General features: G+C 30.3%; 7 protein-coding genes. 2 read left to right on the forward strand and 5 right to left on the reverse strand.

Annotated elements, in window-relative coordinates; all coding sequences use genetic code 4:
- Positions 1-4: 4 nt before the first annotated feature.
- Together K4L35_RS00260 and K4L35_RS00265 are read right to left on the reverse strand one after the other, a co-directional pair.
- Positions 5-6037 (reverse strand): hypothetical protein, encoded by a 6033-nt coding sequence (locus K4L35_RS00260; protein ID WP_221617587.1) that lies wholly within the window; start codon positions 6035-6037, stop codon positions 5-7.
- Entirely contained in the window at positions 5943-8750 is a 2808-nt protein-coding gene (locus K4L35_RS00265; protein ID WP_221617588.1) for a hypothetical protein, read from the reverse strand. Before K4L35_RS00265 ends, K4L35_RS00260 begins: the two co-directional genes overlap by 95 nt.
- 191 nt (positions 8751-8941) lie before the next feature.
- On the opposite strand from K4L35_RS00265, the gene K4L35_RS00270 reads away from it, so the two are divergent.
- Together K4L35_RS00270 and K4L35_RS00275 are read left to right on the forward strand one after the other, a co-directional pair.
- Complete coding sequence (locus tag K4L35_RS00270) at positions 8942-9595, forward strand: LemA family protein (RefSeq protein WP_221617589.1); 654 nt, start codon at positions 8942-8944, stop codon at positions 9593-9595.
- A 5-nt stretch (positions 9596-9600) separates the two neighbouring features.
- Entirely contained in the window at positions 9601-10680 is a 1080-nt protein-coding gene (locus K4L35_RS00275) for a hypothetical protein (protein ID WP_221617590.1), read from the forward strand.
- Between the two features lie 43 nt (positions 10681-10723).
- Here K4L35_RS00275 and K4L35_RS03525 read toward each other — a convergent pair whose 3' ends face one another.
- The 3 genes from K4L35_RS03525 to K4L35_RS00290 form a co-directional block, all read right to left on the reverse strand.
- Positions 10724-11230, reverse strand: a complete 507-nt coding sequence (locus K4L35_RS03525) for a type III toxin-antitoxin system ToxN/AbiQ family toxin (RefSeq protein WP_221617850.1) — start codon at positions 11228-11230, stop codon at positions 10724-10726.
- A gap of 205 nt (positions 11231-11435) precedes the next feature.
- Positions 11436-11960, reverse strand: coding sequence for a type III toxin-antitoxin system ToxN/AbiQ family toxin (locus K4L35_RS00285; protein ID WP_221617591.1), 525 nt, complete (start codon positions 11958-11960; stop codon positions 11436-11438).
- A gap of 360 nt (positions 11961-12320) precedes the next feature.
- Positions 12321-25139: a lipoprotein 17-related variable surface protein gene (locus tag K4L35_RS00290; RefSeq protein ID WP_221617592.1), complete on the reverse strand. Its 12819-nt coding sequence runs from the start codon at positions 25137-25139 to the stop codon at positions 12321-12323.
- Between the last annotated feature and the right edge of the window lie 149 nt (positions 25140-25288).

The raw sequence follows: 25288 nt of genomic DNA on the forward strand, positions 1-25288 counted from the left end.
TAAATTACTTCTTAAATTTTTTAATGATTAGTGGCATTATTACCGCAATTCCTAAAGTAGCCAGTGCAATTGAAATTCATCATCAAATACTAAATCCTGTTTTTTGGTTTTGTTTGTTTTTATCTACTTCAGGAACGTAGAATTTAGCAAGTGCTGTTTTAATAACATTAGGTTGATTTAACTCATTTATTTCTTTTTGCGTTATTGTTTTATTATTTAAAACTTTTTCAACTATTTGTGAAAGTTGTTTATCCATGGTATTTTTGGTTAATTCATTAAGTTTTTCAGCTTCATTATTTTCAAAAACTTCTAATAACATCAATGTCGATGTTGCATCTTTATTAAGTTCTTCTATTTGATTTTGAAGCGAAGTATTACCCTTGTATTCAGAATTTCTTTGAACTAATTGAGATACCTTTTGTTTTACCTTACTATAGTTTTGAGAATTTATATCAAGACTTTTTAAAAGATCATAAGATTCTTGCAGTTCTTGTTTATTATCGAGGGCATCAATTAGATTTTTGTATTTCGATAAAAGATCTGAATCATTATTTATTTTTTTAAGAATTTCTGTTTTGGTAATGTTTGGATCATTTAATACGTAAGCATCTAAAGATTGTTTCAATGTCAAGTTTTGATTATTAGCAGTTTGTGCATTTTCGTACGCTTTTTGTAACTCTGATAACGAGTTAGCATTATTGATGTCATGACTTAGTTGTTGTTTTTGAAGTTCTTTTAGATCTTCTAAATTTTTAAATCTTTTTAAAACATTTTCTTTTTCTTGCTCAAAGATTTTTACTTTTAAGTCGCTAATATCATTTATGTTTAAAATTGGTGATGAACTTTTGTCAAATTCAAGAGCCCTTTTTGCGTTTTTAAGATGTATATTTTCTTGCTCATCGATTGATTTGTAGTCATCTAGGAATCTTTGAAGATCTTCCATCGCCTTTCCAAGCGATTGAGCTTTTTCGATATTTTCTCTCATTATTTGTTCTTGAAGTGAAGGGTCTTTGCTTATAAAATCTTCGTTTTTCAATTCTTCAAGCAACATATTCTTTTGATTTGAGTTTAGGTTTTTCATTTTTGCAATTCTTTGATAAATGTTAGCTTTAAGTTCATTAAACATTCTGGCTCTCGCTTTAAAACGATCAGATAATTTGTAGTTTTTGAACTCAAGTATATCGAGGTTTACTAAATATTTGTCATTAGTTGATAAAAAGTCCATAGCTCAAACATCTCTAAACATTTGCTCAATATCTTTGTATTTTGAACTTTTTCTGCTTGGTAGTAACGAAACTAGAGCCGATTTGAAAACGTTTGACTTATAAAAGTTTACATTTTTTATTACATCTGCTCTTACAACGTCAGACTCTGAAATTGGCTGGTGATTAATATGTTTTTTAGCAATTTCGAAGTACATCGAATCATCTGACTTGATGTAATTAATGATTTGATCGTTGTTGTTTTCTTGATAAGAGTTTAACAATGTTTTTGCGCTTTCAAAAGCTTCGACAAATTGTTCTTTTGTGTAGCTTGGTTTCAGAATGTTTAAAAGACTATCAACTAATTGAATTTCAGCAAATGATTTTGCTTTGTATTTATCCATTAATTGTGTCATAACATCAGAAGTTTCTTTAAGAGACATTTCTTTGTTCGACGCGCTCTTAAGATCTTTATTATAATCAGACAAGTCTTTAATTGCTTCTGAAAGTGTTTGTTTAACTTGTAAGTATTGTTTTGAGTTAACATCAGATAATAGATATTTTTGATATTTGTCTTTTAATTCTATGAATAAGTCAAATGATCCTAAAACTTTACTATGATTTTCAAGAAGTTCTGGTTCGCTATTGTATTTGTTAGCAATTTCTTTTTTGTAATTTTTAAGTTCTTCTAGATATAGTTTAGAAGTAGTTCTTAAGTTGTCATTTATTTGATCAAAAGGAATTGACTCGATATTTTTGGCTAAATTGTCAATCCCTTGGGCTAAATCGTCTTTCCTTGCTTGTTTTACAATTGAAACTAATTTTTCTTTGTTTTCTAGCTCTTTTTCGCCTTCGACAAAAGCGACTTCTTTAATTCTTTTTACATAAGATTCGCTTTTTTTAGACGAAACATATCTTAATTGTTTAATTTGATCAATCGCTTCTTGTTTTGTTTGATTAATTTCTAGTGCTTTATTGTAAACCTCTCTTGACTGTGTGAATAAATTATCACCAAGTTCAAGCTGATCAATTAAGTTCTTAAAGTTCTCTATTTCTTGTGTATTTAGGTTTGAAAGACTAGAGACTAGGTTTTTGTATATTTCTTTAACTTTTTTATCGACTTCGTCATTAAGTTTATTAACTTGAATTAGGTTTCAGTTAGAGTTTCCTGGATTGTTTTCAAAGTCTAGTAATAATACGACATCGTTATTTGTTGAACTAAAGTTATTTTTTAATAAATCATTCGAGAGATCAATCAATGTTTTATAGGAATTAATTAATTCTGCGTCTTTATCGCTTAATTTGTTTAAATCTTCAGATATTTCATGATAATTTGAATGTGAATCGACATCTTTGTTTGTTTTTTTGTTCAATGACTTCATTTGTGCATTTAAAGCTTTTGAGTAGTCATTTACTTCGTTTACTGACTTAGTTTTTAGATCGGAAGAGAAGTCTTCTTTTCTCAACACTGAATCTATCATTTGTTTTTTGATGTACTTAATTTGATCATCGTTTAAATATGGGTAATTAGTCTTATTTATTGCAAGATAGGCTTGTTTTTTAAGGTTATTTAAAGCTTCTCCTGATAAATTCATTTCGTTTTCTATTTCTTGATATTTACCAAGAGTTTCTTGATATTTGTTTTCAGGATCTTTTTTATATTCAGACTCATAATTATCAAGTTTGGATACAAGAAGTTGTTTTTCATCATTAGATAAATAGTTGATAATTTCTTGCTCTGTATTTTCTTGATTAATCTTCTTAATAACACGATCTTTTTGGTTATCAAAATTATTTAAAGTAATCGTTCTTTCCGAACTTACATCATATGATGAAGGTTCAGCAAAAATTGCTTTTGCATTTTCGTTTTGTGCTGTTATTTTGTAAAGCTCTGAATTTATTTTGGCTGTTTGAAGAGTGTAAGTTAGGTTTGCATTTCCTAATAAATCATTAGGTTTAAGCGATAATGCATTAGCAAACAAAACTTTGTTTGTTGCATCATTAATAATTGAACTGCTAATATTTTCTACATTTATCTCTGAAGGTAATACTTGCGTTTTTGCTTTACTGATTCCGAGATCTAATGAGTTCGCGAACCCAGTATGGAACATTTCCATTCTTTGTAATTCTGTCATGAAACCACTAAAAGATTTATACAATTTCTGACTTTTTTGACCAGTTCTTTTATCTTTGATTGTATATTCCAAAAGAACATTACCATTTATTTCGTTAAAACCTGCAACCAAAACATCCTCGATTAATTTTGTATCATCAACTATAAAAGAATAACTTTGAGGATTTTGAGCAGTTTCGTTTGAAGAAACAATAGAGTTTTGCTCTTGTTCTGCTATTCATGAAACTGCAACACTAATATTGTCAAATGAAACAGGCTGTTCTTCTACTGTTTTTTCGGGTTTTTTAAAACCTTCTAATTCAATCGACTTATTATCGCTCTTTACATTAGTTAAGCCATCTCTTTTAGATTTTAATTTAATAGCAAAATTAACAGTTCCTTGATCTTTATTAGAAGATAAGTCGTTTTCAATAATAACTTCTGCTTGTTGGTTTTGGAATAGTGGGTTTAGAAGGTTAACCAGTTTATCTTTAGTTAAGTCAGAAGCGTAGTTAGTTTCTTTTGTGTCGTTGTCAATATTGCTTGAGTTTATGAGAGTATTATTTAGAATTTCATCTAAACGTTTTTTCTCAGTTTTAAAATCTTGAAGCGTTGATGTTTGTGGTTGATTGGTTGACTCAGAAGTAAATTCTGGTTTGGTTGAAATCAAATTCTCTATAACGACATTAACACTACCAAACTCATCGTTTTTATTTTCAATTTTAAGGTTTGATATTTTGGCTTGTTGGGTTTCAAACACTCATGAACCGTCTTTATATTTTGCCATTTCATCATTGATCGTGATGATTAGGTCTGGATTATCATTGTTTGCTTCAGGTGTAAACACAGTCTCAGAAGGCATTTTACTTTTATATCTGTAGTTTACTGTTATATTTGCAACAAGTTCATTAAGTCTTTGTGATTCTGACTTAAATCCATTTAAAACTTTAACAAAAAGCTTATCTGGATCTTCTTCTGTTTTTATTGTAGTCATTCCATTTCTGGTGGAATTTAATCTGTATTTAAGTGTTATAGAGTTGTTTTGAAAATCTTTTTGCACCTGTAGATCATCGTGAATTACCTTTGCTTCAGAGTTTTGGTATATACCGTTTAAATAATCTGCAAGCTCTTGGGTCGTTACTTTATCGATCGTTTTTTGTTTTAAACTTACTAGGGTTTCGTTATCAAAAGAAGATTCTAGATTTGAGTCTGTTTTTAAGTCATAAAGTCGTTGCAATTCTGTTTTAAAACCATTTACACTAACTTTATAGTCTTTAAAAACTAAAGGATCTTCTTTTGAAACAATCCTGAAGGACACTTTTGTTTCGCCTGTAATATCTCTAACATCAGGCGATTCGAGATCTGTTGTTACAATATTTTGGATTTTAGCGTTAAGTTCATTAATTTTTCAATTTGCAAATCCACCTTGAGAATCTAATTCTTTTGAAACAGTGTAAGTTTTATTGTCTGAACTAAAACTGAAAATATATTTTTCATCTTCTAATCTTTGTTTTTGTACAAGAATTTGGTTTGAATTTGAATAAGAAAGGGATGGTTTAAGAACTTCAAGGTCTTGTGCAATGCTTGGTTTTTTGAATCCTGAAATTTTAGTTTTAAACTCGGAAAAATTAGCCAATGTTGTTTGCTTGTCTTCAGATTTGAAAGGTCTATAAACCTTGTAACCCACTTCAAGTGAATTGTTTTCGTTTGCCACTTCATTTAAGCTAGTGATTTCAATCGATCAACTATTCTCTGAAGGTGTTGAATTCAAGATTATTCAACCATCATTATTTTTAGAACTTAAAATTTCTGATTCATTGGTAAACGATTTAATAATCTTAGATTCAATCTGCGTTTTTTCTTGTTGATTAGACGAATTAAACTGTTTTACAACATCGGAAACCAAAACACTATTTTTATCCTGATAATCAATCGAGACAGTAGATCCGTTTAACCTGGTATAGCTGTCCAATAGTTTAGAGCTAATTTGGTTTATTTTGTTTGCGTATTCAGTAATGTCTTGCTCAGTTAAATTTCCAGTTTTTCAAAGCTTAATTTTATAGTCAGAATAATTAGATGCTTTATTAAAGTTATCGTCCACTTCTGTTTTTAACTCTTTAAGAGAAGTTTCATAACTAGAGTTATCAGTTCCTTTTAGAGCTGTTTTTAACTCTTCTGGAGAAAGATCAAATAAATTGTAAATATTTAATTCTCCTGAGCTGGGTTTAGATCAATTTTTTGGTTTTTGAGTTTTAAATTCAACTTCATGAATAAGTTTGATTAAGCTCTTTGCAGAACCACTATATTTAGGGTTACTATATTTGCTTGCATCTTTTCCACTTATAGGACCTATTCCACTTAGTTTCTCAGCACTTTTGTATAACAAGCCTTTCTTTTGCGCGTTTTGAATTCTTTTTTCTTCGCTATCAGGTGGATTTTGAATATCAACATCATTAATAGCTTTTTTGACAGCAGTTTTAACATCCAATGATAAATAAGGTAATGCATCTACAAGTCATTCATATTCTTTACTTATGAGAAGGCTATAATTTTTTGCTCAGTCTCTTTGCATAACTTTAGCACCAATATACATATTTGTAACTTTAGAATCGGTTATTTCATTTGAATTAGCATTTTCGCCATCTGTTAAAGTTGCCGAGTTTTCAGCTTTCAATTTTTGAAGTAGTGATTCTAATTGACCAAAGAATCCATTTTTTTTCAATTGTTGAAGTTGAATAACTGATTAGCTTTGGATTTGTGGTTGCGTTACTACTTTGATAAGAAAGATTGTCCATTGAATAAAGTTCAGAAATACCATTATCAACACCTTGAACAAAGAAGAAATTGTAAATATGTTTTAGATAATCTTTAACGGTTGCATTTCAAAGATTTTTAAGTTCGGTGTTTGTTATTGGGTTTGTATCATCACTTGAATTTGATGATATACCTAAAAGGTGAGCAACTTTTTGATTTTCTATAGGTCTTTTTAATGCTTGATCCTTAGATTCAATAGTAATTGATGTTCCTATGTTATAAATGTTAAAGCTTTTGATTAATTTTCTATCTGAAGTATCAGTGGTTGCAAGTCTAGATATATCACTGAATAAGGTGAAATCTGCCTCGTCTGCAATGGCTTTTTCTAATCAAATTTTTAGTTTGCTTAATTTATCTATTGCTGTTTCTAGCTTATTTACAGGGCTAGAAGTAGATGCTTGGCTAGAACTTTTATTTGCGCTTTTTAAATCAAAGGCTTTATCATTTGTTTTTAAAAATGTCTCAAAGTTATCTAGGTTACCTTTTATCTTTGCTTTTATTTCTTGAAGTTCGATTGAATTTTTATCTGGCTTATTAATGAAATCGTTAAAAAGTTTTTGATCGATATTAAACAAGCTAGATCATTCTGAAAACATAAACATTGCTTCAAGATATCTGTATATTGAACCAGAAACAACATCTTGCATATTGGTTACTAAAGCCTCTGAAAATGATGCATCAGTGTTTCTGATCATATTATTAAATAACTTTTCAAATAAATATGATTTATATTCATCATCTGCTTTTGATGAATTGTCTGGAAGATCTACATACTGTAGGTTATTTTTAATCCCATCATATATTTTTTTAATTTTAGTTAGATTTGGTGAGAATGAAGAGATTAAATTAGTTCTAAAAGGGACGTTATTAATTTTTGTTTGATTGTTTTCGTAATCAGGATCATTTTTGACAAGTTGTTTGAGTATAAGAGAATCAAAATCATTAATACTTTTAGTGCTGTAATTTTTATTTTCATTTCATTGTTTACTTAATAAGTTTTTGTAAGTAAAAAGATCTCTTTTAGGGTCTGAAGGTTCTCTAAATCAATAGTCATAATAGTTTTTCTTTTGAGCATCTTTTTTTCTTAATGTAACCTCAAAGTAAAGAATTCTTTCTTCATCGCTATAGTGATATGAATTAATTTCACCAATACTTCAAAGTGGTGAGAATTTTCCAGGCTCTGCAAATGATTTGAGAATTTCAAGTTCTTTACCACTGCTTAAAAGATCTCCACTAACTGAAACAACATGGTTTGTTATGTATTGTTTCTTGTTTTTTGAAGTAATTAATTCTTCGTCTACTAATGTTGATTCATTAAATTCAGAAGCATTAATTTGACTGTCTCCCGTAATTGATATAACTCCTGCTTCTTCACCGACCTTTTTTCTTTCATCGGCACTTAAATTTTCACGAATTTTAAAGTTAAGTTTTGGAACTTCATTGTATAAACCGTTAGTATTATCTTGAAACTCATTATCTTCGATGATGTTTTTCTTAATGACTATATTGTAGTTATTTACAGCTTTAGTATTTTCTTGCAATCTTCTTTCGATCGGGTCCTGAGGAACTATATCTAAATTACGTTGTAAACCTTCAATTTTAACTAAACGGTTGTTTGAGGTTGAAGCTATACCAACAAATGATAAACCTGATTTGTAAAGATTATTTTGCGAATATCTAATTACTTCATTTGAAAGTGCAGGATTTTCATAATCTTTAAGTCAAAGTTTTGAAGGCGAATTAGTTTTGTTCTTACGGGTTTTAAACTGGATCACAAATTCACTTAGCACAGGTGCACCATCAGACGATTTGGCTTCTTTTTCGATGTTAAAAACAATGTATGAACCAATGTTTTTAGCTATTTTATGTTTAATTCCTTCTGTTCCACCTTTGAATCTTTCGGCAGAAGCGAATTCTGAGATTTTTTCAATGTAATCATCTTGAAATCTTTTTATGCTATTGTAATTTGTTGTAGGGCTTAATCTGATTTCAGGATAAAACTTAACACCCTTAACAGAAATATTTGATGATGTTGATTCAAAAGTTTTATCTCAATCTCTTTCAGTTCCATCATCATTTTGACCTGTAATAGCATTGAAAAGAACGCCTAAACTTTCTTGTGATGTAATTGAATTGTTTTCTCTCGCCTTATGTGAAATCATTAAAGCTTTACCAGATCCCCTTTGATCAATTTCGAGATCATCAGATAAAAAGATTCCAAACTTGATGCTATCTTGTTTTATAAAATCGTTACCATCATTTGATAATGATTTATCACTATATGTAATTTTTCAAGATTGAAATTCAGTAGTTAAATCACCACCATCAGGCAGTAATTCTATTTTTAAGTGATTGTCAACGATTTTGTCATTGGCAGCAGAGTTCCCTGTTTGTTCATTTATCGCCTTAAAGCTATAAGGCGTTATTAATGTATTATCTTTTTGTGAATTATCCGTTTTGTTTAAATGAATTTGTAAATTTCTTCCACTAGGATTAATTACAATATCAGTTTTTTCTTTGGCATTTTTTCACTCAATACTTTCTTTGTTGGCTATACCAGACGCAAAAATAAATGCAACAGGAGCTATTACTGCAGCACCAATTATGAGTTTTCGTTTCATATTTCTCCTCGTTTGTGATTAAAAATTTTTCTTATAAATAAATTATATTTATTTAATTTTTGCGATTAAAAATATGACGACAACAATGGTTTTAAGATTCATAAAAAAGTATTTTTTTCACATATTGTGAAAAATTAAATGACTTTGATAAAAAGAATATAATTTTATTAATTAAAAAAGGAGATTTAATTATGGCAAATTTATATGATCACTCAGAACAACAAGATCCAAATGGTTTTCAACCAAAACCAAGCAACACAAGAATTCAAGCTTCAGCACCTGCCTTTCTTGTAGTGTTAATGTACATTTCATTTATTTTAATCATTCCAATTTTTTGATATGTAAGTAAGAAAAATAAACTTGTATCATTACAAACAAGCACAAATGAATTAGCTTCAGGCATTGATATTCAATTGCAAAAACGTGCAGATACACTAGGTAAACTTGTGCAACAAGTTGCTTCATACAAAAACTTTGAAAAATCAACACTTGAAAATGTGGCAAAAATGAGAACATTGTCATACTCAGGTAACACAGCTGAATACTCAGAAGAAATAGAATCATTAAACAAATCAGTATTCGGTCGTTTAATGGCAATTTCAGAAAACTATCCAGAATTAAAGGCTAATACTTTATATAAAGAGTTGATGGATGAAACAACATACATTGAACGTGAAATTGCAGCTTCTAGAAGACTTTACAATTCAAAAGCAAACCAATTTAATACTGAAATTTTAACTTACTTCGGTAATGTTCCTGCTTCAGCTATGAAATTATCAACTTTACCTCTTTACCAAGCTTCAGTTGAGTCTCGTAAAGATGTAGACATGTCAGTTCTTAACTAATTTTTATGAAAAGAGTATCAGATTCAATTAGTTTTAAAAGTTTTTCTGATTCTTGTAAGGAATCATTAGGTAGTTATTTACAAGAATTGGTAAGAAATAATTTACCAAAAGCAAAAATAGAAAAAATTAAAAAACTAAAAGTTTACATGCTAATTTCTTTCTGTTCTGCCCCTGTTCTTTTGGTTTTATCTCTGCTATTTATGTCATTCAATTTGATGCATATTGGATGATCACTTGTCTTTTTAACATTTATAGTCTTTTTAATTGGTTACCTATTTTTTAGACAAAAAACTAAAACTACAAAAGAAATTGCTTCAATTATCAAAAGAACAATTCCAAAAGATGAAATTTATCATTCTTTATTTAAACAGTTAAATGAAAAATGGGAATATGTGGGTAGCGATTTAAGCAAAATCGGTGCTTTATACTCACCTGATTTTGTACAGCAAGCTTTTAGTGTTAATGAAATAAATAAAAACAAGCCAAGCTCGATACCTTATGCAGCTCACCTTTACAGTCGCGAGTCTGTAAATGCAGTTTTATTGGATCAAAAGTATCCTCTTTACTATCAAAATATTGTTTGAAGACAAATCATCGAAAGATATGACTCAAGAGGAAATCGCTTTGTAGAATATCGCTTCTTTAATTCTTGTCTTATCAGAATTGACGCATCACTACTTGATGAAGAAAAAAGAGCTTCATTCTCTTTATTTGAAAGTGGTTTTTTCACTAAAAAAGACAGAATTAACCTTGAAAACGATCAATTTAACAAAGTTTTTAAGTTACACTCTAATGATGAGTTAAGAATGAGAACATATTTCACAGTTCTTGCCCAAGAAGTTTTAACTGAAACTTATCATCAAAACATTAATTACACTGCGTGCCGTTCAATCCATACCTATGTTAATGATTGACTAATTACTTATAATTTCCAAACAAAACCAGGGTTCATGCAAATCGACACACCACAGAACACGATTAAAGAAGATTTGATTATTAATCACATTTTTTGAGATATCATGAAAGATGTTTATACATTCTACTTCTTGGTTCAATTGATTTATATTCCAGTATATCTTTACTAAAAAAGCACCCTTTGGTGCTTTTTTTAATTAGAAACATCATAGTCTACCATTGCTTGTTCGAGTTTCAAGAAGTTTGTATGATACTTCATGACTTTACCTGATGAAATTTGCTGATTATAAACGAAACCACAAATTTTTTCAATCAGTTCTTGGTTAGTTTGGAAAAATTGAGTTGTTTATTTAGTAAATTACGATACTTTACATCAAATTTTCTTATATTAATCACCTTAAACAATCCCTTTTTGACAGGAATCATTTTTCTTGTTTCTAAAAGTGCTATCTTTTCGTCTTTTTCGTTCAATATGAAAGCGAAACTCTTAGATATCTTTGGCCATGTTTTGTGTTTATCTTTGAATGATGTCAAAGGTATGAAAAAAGAATGATTATTATTGATGAAAACCAAAATACCTAAAAACGGTTTTCTATTCTTTTTGTAATCTTGTGAATAGAAAACTTCGGGATCGATATTGTTTAAATACTTTAAATAGTCAACATCGATTTCATAAAATTTAAGATTTAAAACTTTGCTGTTTTCATGGATTCCACCAATTTGATCAAAAAAGAAGCTTTTGCTCCCTGAACTTTACATCTCGCTGATTGTCTTCGGTCGCGAAACACCATCTTTAAACCTCGCTGATTGTCTTCGGTCGCGAAACACCATCTTTACAAACATATTTTACTACTTTTAAATACTTGTTGAGAAAAGTGTTTGATTATATTGCTTGAAGTAATTGTCTTCACTTGATATAAGTGTTTTAAAATTGATTTGAGGTTAAATAATTTTTCATAGCTTTTTCAAGTTTTAAGAAGTCACAGTGATATTTTAGAACTCTTTTACCTATTACTTGTTCGCTGTAGACAAATTCAATGTTTTCTACTATTTTATTCTTTTGTTTTCTGCAAAATAACAGCTGTTTTTTAATTAGAGATTTGTACTTAATGTCAAAACTTTCATCAATATTTAGCTCACTAAAAAACTCTTCCTTCACTGGAATGATTTTTCTGAAATCCAACAGACCGATAACCTCATCTTTTTCATCAAATATAAACATGTATCTTTTTGATCTTTTGGATCAATTTTCATGTTTATTTTTAGGTGATGTAAAAGGTATGAAATACTCAACATTTTCAGAAAGACTAACAATTATTCCTAAAAAAGGTTTAGTTTTTAGCTCATAATGCTCCGAATAAAAAACTTCTGAATCGATCTTGTTCAGATATTTAAGATATTTTGGGTAAATTTTATAAATCATCATTTTTTTGAAGTCTGCTTTTCTCATAATTGATTCCCACATTTATGCATCGCGCAATTTAGTTATGCGCTTTAACTTTATTTTACTCTTTTACTATAACAAAATTAATAAAAGTAGAGCTTTGCTCTACTTTATACACTTTATAGTTCCACCTATGGTCTTCGGCAGTGGGTCGCCATCTTAATCGTTTCGCATATGGTCTTCGGCAGCGAATCGCCATCTTGATCGTTTCGCATATGGTCTTCGGCAGCGAATCGCCATCTTGATCGTTCCACCTATGGTCTTCGGCAGTGGGTCGCCATCTTTACAAACATATTTTACTACTTTAGAAAGTAATATCATATAAAAGTTGAAAATTAAACTACCCAGTAAGGGTAGTTAATGCGATTATTTTTTGTTTTTGTTTCATAAAACTATTCCGGCAAGAATTGCAGCTAATGCATTAAATCCTGCTGTTATAAATCATCAAATACTGATTTTTTCTTCAATGATTCCTGGCTCTAGTAATTTTTCTATTAATGATTTTGCTAAGTTTGAAGTTTGGAAAATGTCAAGTAACGCTTGAACCTTCTCTTTGGCTACAGAATCGCCTTGTTTTGCTGCTTTTATGTTATTTGCATCTTGATTTGTAATACCTAAGATTTCTTGTGCTTTTTCAGAAAGTTCTGCTGCACTATCATCGTTGATATTTTGTACGAAGTCCATAACATCTTGAACAGCATTAGTCAATTCTGTCGCTTCTGGCACTCTTTGAGGATCGTGATCTTTGATAGCTTCTTGAATTTTTGCAAGCTCTTGAGATAGTTTATCTTTAAGATCTTCAAAATCTTGTGCATCAATAGTTGAATCTGCGAAGTTTTTAGCCGCTTTTTTAAGTGGCTCTAAATCTAAAATACCTGTTTCTATAGCTGGTTGTTTATCACCTTTATCTGTATTTTCTATTAAATCAGTGTTGTTGATTGGAATAGAGATAGGTTTATTAGGTTTTAAACTTTCTCAAACTTTTTCAATTTCTGGTGTTTGAGCAAGAGGAACTAGCCGTTGTTTTGCTTGTTGTTTTGTATCAGCGTCAACGTCAGGTACTGCGTTTAAGGCTTTTTCGATATTTTCTTGTAGTTTTTCTTCAATTTTGTTAATTAGATCGTTTATTTGATCTGTATCTAAATTAGTAGTTTGATAAGGTTCAACTGTTTCGTTATTTTGAATTTTTTCAACTTTATCAATTAAATCAGCTAATTCAGGATCAATATGTTCTTCACCAACATATTTTTTAATAGCTTGAGCATGTTTCTTAGCTTTTTCATACTCATCATTTAAATCAGCCATTGCATTATCAAGCACTTTAGCATTATCTAAAATGTCTTGCATTGGTTTGTTATCTTCATCATGAAGTTGTTTGTAGTTGTTATTTATTAATTCATCTTTAATTCCATCTTTTTGAGCGTCATTTAGATGAGGGAGCTGATCAACAGCATCAGCCTTTTCTTTTCTTTGGTTATTTACATCGTTAGCTTCATTAATTTCTTGGTAAACAACATTTGGATCATCAGATTTATCAATTTTATCTGTGAAATAGTCTTTTTCGTCATTTGTTAATCAATCTTTATCGGCTAATTCTTGTTTTAATTTATCTTTTTCGTTTGGAGAAATTCCTGCTGCTTTTGGTCTTTGACTCTGAAGAATTGTGTTGTAAACATTATCTTTATCCAATAAATATAGATTTTCTAATGTTTGTTTTTGTTGACCATTTAATTCTTGAGCATTAATTAAATCTAGATACTGTAAATTATCTTTTATAACTTCATCTATTAAAGTGTTCAGTTTATCATCATTTGATTTTTCTTTAACTTTATTAGCTTTATTTACAAAATTGTTTTTATCTGTTTTATAGTCATTTAGATTAATTAATAGATCGGCAAATTCTAAGTGAGAATCGGCTTTAACTAGAGATTGCTTTGCAAAATCAAGAATTTTTGAATCAATTTGATTTTCAGGATTTAATTTAGCCAATTGATCTTCTAGTTTAGCTTTTGCAGCTAATAAGTCGCTTTTTGCTTGATTATATGAATCGTTTGCTACTGAAGAATTTAAAAAGTCATTAATTTTTTTGTTGATGTCATCAAGAGCAACGATTGCTTTTACTTTATCAGAATAAGGTTTATTATCTTCAGAATTGTGATCTTCTAATTCAGAAACTTCTTTCACTAAATCGTTAAGACCAATTGGTTTAACTGGTTTTTGTTGATCAAGATCTTCTTTGTTTGCATCAAGATAATCATTTACTAAATTGTTAATATTTTGGTCTTTTGCTTTGTCAACTAGAGGATTCAATGGTTGATCAAAAGGTTGTTGGTCTGAAATATCAGCGTTTTTAATATCATCACTAATATGCTGTTTTTCCTCGTCGCTTAAGTGAGGTAACTTATCTACTTCATTTAGCGCATCTTCTTTTGCTTTATCAACTTCTTTAGCTTTATCAAGAATTTCTAAAATCTTATCTTCTTGTTCAGGATTATTTAGAACACCATCAATTTCAGAGTTTAATTTCTCTTTATTAGTGTCTGATAAGTTAGGTAAGTTGTTAATCGTATCTTTAGCCGCTTCTTTTTCTTTTGTGTTAATTAGATCAATAATTTTTTGAACATCGTCTTTTGATAGGTTTGACTTATCAGGACTTGTGTTAAAGGTATTTTCTGGAAGTTTAGCTTCATCTTCATCATCCAAATTATTCGAGATTACATCTTTAGCAACTTCTTTAATCTTGTCTAATGTGTCATTATTATCCAATTTTGGAAGTATTTTTTCAAGTTCTTTGATTTTTTTGTCCAATTCATCCATCTTGTCATCTAATTCTTTAGCTGCATCTTTAATATCTTGGATTGTTTTTGGATTATCTCCTACTGAAGTATTATCAACTGTAATTTCAGAGTTTTTAATATTATTGATGATTTGGTCTTTTTGATCTTGGTTTAAGTGTGGGTATTCTGGTGAGTTAATTTCGTTTGCAAGATCTTTTTTTGCATCATGATGAGCTTTAGCTTGATCAAGAACATCTTGAGGTGTTTTTTGGTCATTATCTTGATCAATTAAATCTTTGAAGTGTTCTTTTTCGGCTGGACTCAAGTAATCAAGGTTGTCGATGTCAGTTTTGGCATTTTCTTTTTTCTCTTGATCTGAAGACATTTCGTTTTCAAGTTTGTCAATTAAAGCATTTAGATTTTCAACTTGTTTTTTTGTTCAAGCTGCTGGTTTTTCTGTTCCATTAGCTTGGTCTTGAGGTTTTTCAACATCGTTGTTTCATATTTCATCAATTGGATTAACAGTACTTTTGTTATTCAATAAATCTTTAGCTGTATCGATTAGTTTTTTATATTTATCTTTCAAGGCAGGGTCGGCTTGATCATATTTATTATTTTCAGGATTAGCATCTTTATTTAAGAAACTTGTGTCTGAATTATTAATGTTGTTCTGAAGGTCATTCATAACTGAGTCTAATTCAGCTGCTTTTGCCTGTTCTGCAGATGTTTTTGAAGTATTTTCTGGAAGATTCTCAACTAGAGGGCTGTTATCTAAAACAGAATCTTTAATCTTTTGTTTTACTGCGTCTTTTTGATCTTGATTTAAATGTGGATAGTCGTCCTCTACTTTATTTACAGCTTCTTGCTTTTTCTTATTAGTTTCAATGATTGCTTGTTTTAGATTTTCGAGATCTTCTAAATTGGTTGTATTAGAAATTTTATCTTTTGCTGCTGCTTTTTCTTGATCAGAAAGTGTATTTTCAGTATCTTCAATTGGTGTTGTGTCAACTAAGTTATTTAATTCTTGTTGTTTATCAGCAACTTCTTTGACTTTTTCAGCTTGTTTTTCAAGTATTCTGATAACTTCAGCTACTTGATCAGGATTTAAAAGATCAGAATCATTATTTGGTAGTGCAGTTTCAGATGCCCCATCATTTTTATCTTGATTTCATAAATCTTTAATTTCAGAAGCTAAATCAGAACCTTCAGAAAGATCATTTGCCTTATCTGCTAAGTTTTTAAGTTTGTCTTTTAACTCAGGAGCTTTATCTAAAACAGAAGCATAAGGTTCTTGATCAAGTTTATCCTTAAGATCTTTAGCTGCATCTTTTAGTTTTTGCATTTGATCTGAATATTCGTTTGCAAAGTCTTTAACGTTTGAAACGGGATCTCCTGTTACATTTTCAGAATCAAGCTGTTTAGCATCAATTAATTTAGGCTTAATTTTGTTTGCTATTGCGTCATTAATATTTGGAATTTCTTTAATTTGATCTAAAACATTTTGTTTGTCTTGATTTGTTGCTTTTGCTTTTTCAATAATTTTGTCAATTTCTTTCTTAGCATTATCAAATCAATCATTTCCAGTTTTAGCATTGTTTTTGTGTTTTAGAGCTTCATTTTTAAGAGCTTCTTTTTCTGAATCGCTTAATAGTTCGTTTTTGTCAATTTCAGCTTCGTAGTAGCTTAAGTCTTCTTCGGCAGCATCATTTGAGTTTTGGAAACCATCAAATGTTTTTGCACCTTGATATGGATCTAGATTACTATTATCACCAAAGGAAACATCTCCTGGAAGATCAACTGGTTTGCTAATTAATTCTTGAGGCGTTTTGTTTGAAACAACTTTGTAATTCGCATCAAGAGTGCTGTTGTCTGTGTTTGCCACTGGATCAAGTAATTCAAGTGTGTATTTTTCTTCAGGTCTATATGAAGGGTCTATAGTAACTTTATCTTTGCTTTGATTTGCAGGATTTGTTGCTTTGTTTTCTGGATCATTGTAAATAATTTGATTTTCTAATTCTTTTGCTTTTTCTTCAAGGACTTTCGATTCTTTTTTGAATCCTGGAACTTTAACATATTTCTTAACTGTTGGCTTTGTTTGATCATCTGAATGTTTAGGTGAAATCTCAAACGAAACCAAAGTTTCACCCGTGATAGCATCATAACCTTCAACTTTTTTGTTTGAAATTGTGTAATTCTCTTTTAAATCTGATTCATAGTTGAATACGTAATTATCAATGTTTTTAGCTGGATCTGAATAAGGTGATATGTTTTCATTATTAGGATATAAAACTTGGACTTTATCTGCTTCAGAAGCTGTGTTAGCATTAATTTCTTGCTCTTGGGCTTCAGTTTTAAATCCATTAATTGTAAATGTGTACTCTTGATCTGATTGAATTTGTGAAGGTTGTGAATCACCATTCCTTTTTACTTGTGCATTTGTTTTTGTTGATTCTAATCTTGCCTTAACAGTTAAGGTACCTGTTGTATTGTCATGTTCTATAACGATCGGTTGTACAAGTTTAGCATTTGGAGCTGTGGTCGAAGCAACAATATCAGAAACATTAACATTTGAAGGTAATGTTTGTGCCTTATTTACAGATGAGTCTAAAGCAATATTGAAGTTTGTTGCACTCTGTGATTCTGTATTTAACCTTTCTTTTTCAGTGTCAAAACCTGACATAACAAGATCTTTAGGACCATTTGAACTTTGGTAATTACTATCTTTTGCAATAACTTTAGCTACTGCAATTGTGTTTGTACCTTGTGTTGCATCAAATCCTTTGAAACTTAAATCGCTTGCAAGTACTTTTGCGTTGTGGAAGATGTAAGCTTGTTGATCTGCATCATATGTTGCAATTTCATCACCGTTTTTAAGTTTAATATTTGCATAATTCGATGGAACGTTAAAACTTCCATCTGGAACCGATTTATCACCTGTGTATTCGGCAGATAAATTAGATAAAAAGTCGTTTAATCTAGAAACTTCATCACTTGATTTTTTGAATCCTAATATTTCAAGAGTTTTTGATTCAGATGAAGTTTGATCTTGAAGACCATCTTTTGTAGATGTTAATTTGTATTCAATTCTCAGTTTACCTTCACTGTTTAGAGGAGTTAAAGTAATGTTTTCAAATACAGAAGAATTATTTAGATTTGAGTTTTTCTCCTTATTTAAAGTAGCTTTTGAATCTTGGACATTCACTTGAGACTCAAGTAAGTCATAAATTTCTTTTTCTGTTATTGTGTCTGGTAATTTGTTTTCTTTATCGCTTACATTTAAGGTTGGGTTTTGAGTTTTTAGAAGCCTATTTAATCTTTGAACTTCAGTCATGAAGCCTTCTTGTGTTTCTTTATCTGAAGATTTAACGTCTCCGAAATCAGGGTTTACAGATGTAACTTTAATTAAGAAGGTTGCAACACCTGTTTTGTCATTTTCTGGAGTAGTTTGTTGAACTTGAATATCTGAAACTAAAACTTTTGCATTGAGATCAGCAAAAACAAACGCATCTCCTGTTTCGTTTAATACACCTGTGTATGTATTTGCGTCAGATTGTGATTTTTTAAGTTTAATTTTGCTAATTTTATCTTTTTGAATTGTTAAAGCAGAAGGTAATTGATTTTTATATTCAGGTGTAAACTCAATACCACTAAAGAAAATTGTATTTAATCTATTTGTTTCTTTTGTCGCTGTAACAAAGCCATTTTGGGCAAATGACTTAGATGCAGAAGACTTAGTTTGCTCTAAACTTGGTCTTGTTGATTTCAGTTTGAAATCAATGTTTAAAGATCCGTTTTCTGCATTAACGTTTGTAAAGGTTAGGTCAGTAACTTCAGCATTTGAGTCAGCAAGAATTGCATTTATTTTTTGTTTTACAGCTTCTTTGAATTGTTCGTGAGAACTTGCTGAGTATTTTGCTTTTTCTTGAGATAAATCAAGGTTGCTTAACTGTGAAGCTTTTTTGTTTCACAAGTCATTTAATCTTTCTTGCTCTGTTTTATAGCCACTAACGTTTTCTTGAATAGCATTAGTTGATTTTGGTTTTTGACCAAATCTAGCATCTGTTGATTCAAGTTTAAAGCTTATTGGTTTTGTTCCATTTTGATCATCACTTGCAGTGGTTGTTGGTGATGTAAAATCAACCAATTTTAGTTTTAACTCAGGGATTTCATTATTTTCATTAAATGTGTAAGTTTGGTCATTGTGCACAAGTGAGACAGTAAGCTCAGAAGGTTGAACTTGTCTTTCTCTAGGATAAGCTAAAAATTCTGGTGCTGTTGTTTTTCTTGACACTGTAATATTTTGAGCATTGAAAGCATCGATTCTTTGTTGTTCTTTAGCTTTTGAATAGAAATCACTAATTACAAACTCTTTTGTCATATTTGTTGACACTGTTGGGTTTGTAATACCATTTCTTGTTGATTTTAATTTGAATTTGTATTTAACTTGATCATCGTTGTTATTAAATACAAATGAACTTGGATCTACTGACATTTGTTTAGAAGCAAAGTGTTTGTTTAATCTTGAAATTATTTCATCTCTTGCTACTTCTGTTGAAAGTCTTGTTTTGTCAAGATCTGCAAAAACAGCTGCTGGAATTTCATTTAAAGCTGCAACTTCTTCACTTAAACGATCAGATTCTTTTTTGAACCCTCTAATTGTTAGAGTTTTAGGATTTGATTTAACGTTTGCAAAGTTAGGGTCTGTTGAAGTTAATTTAACTGTTAGAGTTAATTCACCATTGTTGTCATTTGCACTTGTAATTTGAGCAAAAGTTACATCATTTAAAAGTACTTTTGACTTAAGAGTGGCTGATGTAAATGAATTTGCGTTATTTAAAGTTTCTGATTGGTTGTTTGTGTTTGCAACGAAACTTAGTCTGTTTTTATCTAAGCTTACAGGATTTGGATAAGCCAATATTAAAGAATTCGCGTTTGCATAAGATGCTGAAACCAGTTTAGCAAGCTCTGAATTTAACCTTGCTTTTTCATCAGATTCTTTTTTGAATCCTGTCTGCAATAAGTTTTTGTTTTGTGTAGATGAAACAGATGTTAAGCCTGTTCTGGTTGATACTAATTTAAAATCTAAATTAACACTTCCATTTGTTCTGTTTTTGTTTTTGAAAGTAAGATCTTTAACTTGAGCACCATGTGGAGCTAAAAGATTGTTCAATCTTTCTTTTACGGCTGTTTCATAGGCGTTTGTGTTTGCTGGATATTTCTTTTTAAGATCCTCTAAATTAAGGGCGTCAAAAATCGAAGGCGTTTTGGCTAATAATTCATCTAGTCTATTTGCTTCTGTTTTATAGCCCGATGCTGTTTTTGTAACTGTATCGGTTTTTGGTTTATTAGCAAATCTTGCATCTGTTGATTCAAGTTTGAACCTTACAGGCTTCGTACCTGCTAAATCATCCGTATTAACAGTTGGATCAGAAGTAATTTCGACAACTTTAACACCTAATTCAGGTATAAATCCGTTTTGATCAGCTGTATATTCTCTACCATTGTAAGTGATCTTAATATCCAGTTCACTTGGATTTAAAGTTCTTGAATTTGGATATGCTAAATAATCGGGAGCTGAAGATTTTCTTGTAACTGCTATTGGAGCTGCTTTGATTGCGTTTAGTTTTTCCATCTCCTTTGCACGAGAGTAGAAACCTGTTATTCTAAGCTGATTTGTAGCAGAACTTGAAATTGTATTTGGCACAATACCATCTCTTGTTGACTCTAATTTAAAGCTGTAAACGATATCAGGACCACCATTTCTATATGTCATTGAACCTTCGTTTACTTTAGCATTTAATCCTCTTTGATTTAAATAATTATTAATATCTGTGATTACAGCAGTTTTTGGAATTTCTCTTGCTAATTTCGATTTATCTAAATCTGCAAAAGCTGTTTCAGGGATGCTTGTAATTTTAAGCACTTCTTCCTGAAGTCTTCTTGCTTCTGTTTTAAAGCCATTAACAGGAAGTGTGAATGTTTGTGATTTTACATTACTGTATGAAGGATCAGTTGAAGTAATTTTAAATGAAACGTTAGTTGATCCATTTTGATCGTTTGCGTTAGCAATTTCGCCAACCTGAACATCAGCTGGTACAATCTTAAATTTACCTGTTGTTGAAGTAAAGTTGTTTGCTTGGTTTAAATTTTCGTTCGCTGGCGATGTTGTTCTTACAAAAGTAAGCTTATTAGCCTCTAAAACAGCTTTATCTGGATAATTTAGCATTATTTGATTTGCATTTAAGTAAGATGCAGAAGCAATTTTTACTGCTAAATCGTTTAATCTTTTTTGTTCAGAAGTTGCGTTTTTAAAACCTGTTAATTCAACATCATTTGTTGTTGAAGCTGTTACTTTATTTGCACCTGTTGAAAGACCATTTTTTGTTGAAACAATTGTAAATCCAACACCTTTTAGTTTTCCATCTGTATCGTTTGATACAGGGTCTAAACTGCTTACATCAAGAGTTGCATTTCTTGATCTTAAATAGTCATTAATTTTATTTTTGAGTGTTTCGATTTGATCTGAAGGTTTCTTTGATGCTCTTTCGTTTAAAGGTCATAAAGAATTTAGATCAATGCCGTTTACAACATCTTGCAATCTTTCTTGCTCAGTTTTAAATGCACGGATTGTTTGTGATTTATTGTTGCTTGTAATTGCCGTTTTATCTTCATCAGATCTTAATTGGAAAGTTATTGTGAAATCACCATTTCTGTCATTTGCTGTTGTAGTTGGTGTTACTTGTACATTATCTAAATAAGCGTTCATGCCTTCTATATAGGCTTTTCCTTCTTTTTGAATAATGTTGTAAGTTTTGCCATCTTTAGTAACAGTACCTGTTATATTGGTTTCAGAAAATCTGTGCCCACCAGTTTTATTTAAATCTGAAGCCATTGTATTTTGTTTAGGATAATTTAAATTAAATGTTGCTCCAACTAGAAATTTTTCTAAATCTCCTTGGATATCAGCAGGTTCTTTAAAATCACCCAATGTTTGTGTTTTTGGAGTTAATCTTGTAACTTCTTGCTGTTTTTCGGCTTCTGTTTTTTCAGCAATTATTGGTGATAAAACGTAATACTCAATATCCACTTTCTTTGAATCAGTTTTGTTTACATTGATACTTTTGACTCTTACTTCTCATCCTTGGTATTTTGAAGGAGTTGTATCGTTTAAGAATGTTGAAGTAAAGTTTGCTTTATTTTGAGCTGCATCTTGAGCTGTAATTTCATTCATTTGTTTTGAAGAATTTGAGTAAGCAAATTGAGCATCAGCACCATTTAATTGTTCTAGAGCTGCTTCTGCTTCTTTGATTAAGGCATTTAAGTCTGAATCGCTAGCATTTGAGCTTAATTTAAGGTTTGAAAAACCATTTGCAGTATTAAATACAGAATCTGAATCTGATGTGAAGTGAGTTTTAATTTTTCTTTCCACTTCAGCCAATCTGTTTTTGTAATACTGATCTGAGTTTTTGTAAATTTTATCTTCTTTAACTTGGTCAAATTTTTCAAGAGCTATTAAGAGCTTTTTAGCAATACCTTGCTCATTTTTAGTTAAAACTTTTTGATTAGTTTTAGGATCTTGAATATATAAAGGTCCTGAACCACTACGGTTAAACGCTTCTTGGTAAATAGCATCTTTTGCTGATTGATCTTTTTGTGCTTTCATTCTTGATAGAAAAGCTTCTTTTGCAGAATGACTTAAATAAGGTAATTTCTTAATTCTACTTTCATTTAATTCATCAATCATTTTGTCTAACGAACTATTAAGTCTTGATCCAAGATCTCTGAAATTTAATGCGCTTGCCTGTGTATTAGGCTTAGAAGTATAACCAGAAGGTAGATTTGTAGAAGCGTTGAAGAAACCTTTAGATGCTAATTCGATTTGTCTTAAATAACCAAATTGATCCATTAATTCAGTTGTATTTTCTTTTGAATTTGTGAAGAATTGGAAAACAGGAACTTTACCATCACCATTAGGAAGTTCTTGAAGTAAAGCGTCGAAATACGGCATGTTTAAAGTGTTATTAACCTGAATTGTAGGAGTGTAATTAGAAGAAGTTTGAGTTAAAGGATCATAACCGAATCATGAGTAAATAGCTTCGAAAACTTTCTTTGCAGCTTTGTTGTACTCATTTTGGAATGCTGTATCTGATTTTAGAGAGTCTAAAATTCTGTTTTTGTTAGTTGTATTATTTTGTGAAGAGTCTTTATAGTTAAGAGAAATGTTTTTTGTTTCTGTCGACTTCGCTCAGTCGATTATTTTGTTGAAGTTGTATTGATTTTGGATTGAAACAGTTTTTTGTGCTTGTGTTGCATTCGATTTTCTATCACTTAAACTTACAGTTTGTGTTGCTGTATTTGAGCTCAAGAAATTATGTTTTGAATAGTAAGCAACTAGTTTTTGTTTTTGAGATAAGTTTGATAAAGCTGTGTCTAAACCACTTTTTGCATTGTTGTATGAAGATTGAAGATTTGAAATTAAGGTTTGAGCGTTATTTTGAATTTGTAAAACTTTTTTAAGCAATTCACCAAGCACAACAGGGTCAGTATTAGGTTGCGAAATATAAGTGTTAAACTCTTTTGCGAGTGCATTATATTGACCTAAAACAGAGTTTTTAATGTCTTCAATAGCTTTTTTGTTTTGACTTAAACCACTAACACTAGTGTTAGCCAATCCAATTTGTTTCGCAATTTCAATTAAAGATTCTGGGTTATCTGCTTTTAGCAATTTTTCAAACATTAATCCTAAAACATACGATTTAGTTTGTGCAGTAAAATCAGAGTCTACATACTCTCTTTGTTCTGCTGGAATTGCTTGGTAAATATCAGAAATCTTTTGCAATAAAGACTTCATAGAATTCTTAATATCGGTTCGCACATTGTTGTAGTTTGATTTTGTTAAGTCGCCACTTAAATATTCAGTACTTGTATCTGATGATAAATTAGCAACTCTTTTGTCAAAAGCTTCTTTGTAATCGTGTTTAACTTGTGATTTTCTGACAACATTCACATCAAAAATCAAGCTGTTTGTTTCAGGATCAAATTTTGGTGCTACTTCAGTTAAATTTTCGAATCTTAATAATTCACTTGCTCCATTTGTAAAGCTTGGTTTTAATCTAATTGAGCTTAAGTTTGTTAAAACTTTTTTATCAACGTCTTTAATAAAGTTTCTTGTATATGTGTAATTTGTATTACCGTTTCTCTTTAAATTAAATCTTTGAGTAGTTCCATCGTTAAAACTTAGTAGTGTTTGAGGTGTTCTTGTTGATTTATCTACAACCTCATAAGTGAAATTAGGAATTGTTTCATTTGATCCTGCATTTGATAAACCACTAACATTTTCACGAATAACAATGTTCATCTTCTTTTCTTGAGCTCTATTAAAGCTGTAGAAAGAACTACGGTGATTTCCTGTTGAAACTTCATCATAAACACTGGCTCCAACGAAACTGATTCCTTTTTTGAAAGCTACATTTCAGTTTCTTCTTGAGCTATCAACGTAATTAATCGCACTAGGCGCTTTTGTATTTCTTTCTGTTGTAAAGGTAAATACGATTTTATCAGATGCTTTTTGTCTGTCTACTGGATTTTGGATTCTTACAGAAATCCCTTCTCCAATGTTGTCTCAAACAAATTTTCATTCTGGGCTTTTGTCAAAGTTTAAGCTTTTTTGACCTTCTGTATAATTAGGATCAACTCCAAAAAGATCGATGAAATATTTCTTTCTTAAATTCTTATCATTTTGAATTGCAGTTTCTGTATTTTGTCCTGATCTTGTTGCATCAGGTTCAGAATATTGTCATGGTCTTTGTTCAATTGTGTCTCAAACTTTTCTAATTCATGTATTTTGAAGCCTATCTGAGTAGACATCACCTTTTAAGTTTGAAGGTGTTGCGCTTCATCTTATAGATTTGTTATTTGTATTTAATCCGTTTTTGATTTTTAGATCATCCGATAGGTATAACTGAAAACTTAGCCAATCAGCATGAGGTGTTCTTGTACCTTTACCGATTGCTTCTGAGTTTACAATTACAGCTCAACTTTGAGTTGGATTGTTTATCACTGATCAATCGGCATCTGTGATGTCGTAATCATTTTTAGAGGCATTTCAAACCAAGTTAACAGGTTTAACAATTACCGAGTCGCTTGTTAGAACTGGGTCTTGAATTACATATGCTGAGTTTTGATTTGTGATAGGATCAACTCCTCAAGTAGTTGCAACGTTGTAAACATCTCTAACTGTAATTTCATTATTTTTTGAATCATTTATAGTTTCATTTACGGCAATAACATTTCCGTTAAGTTTAACGACTGTATTGCTAGAAGTAGCTTCACCTGCTGACACTAATGAAAAAGCACTTGACAGTATCAACGGGGTTGCTAAAGGAAGTATTAACTTATTTTTCTTCATAAAAATCTCCTATTTTTCATTCTTCATAGTGTAAATTTTACTATTTTTAAAATTTTTTACTACTTTTGGAGACCGAAAATATTTAGTATTTTTTTAAGGTTATATATATATATATATATAAACACTATAAAAAGACCCTTTAGTATTTG

The organism is Mycoplasma sp. Ms02 (genome assembly GCF_019720735.1).
In the GTDB taxonomy this organism is placed as follows: Bacteria; Bacillota_I; Bacilli_A; order Mycoplasmatales; family Metamycoplasmataceae; genus Mycoplasmopsis.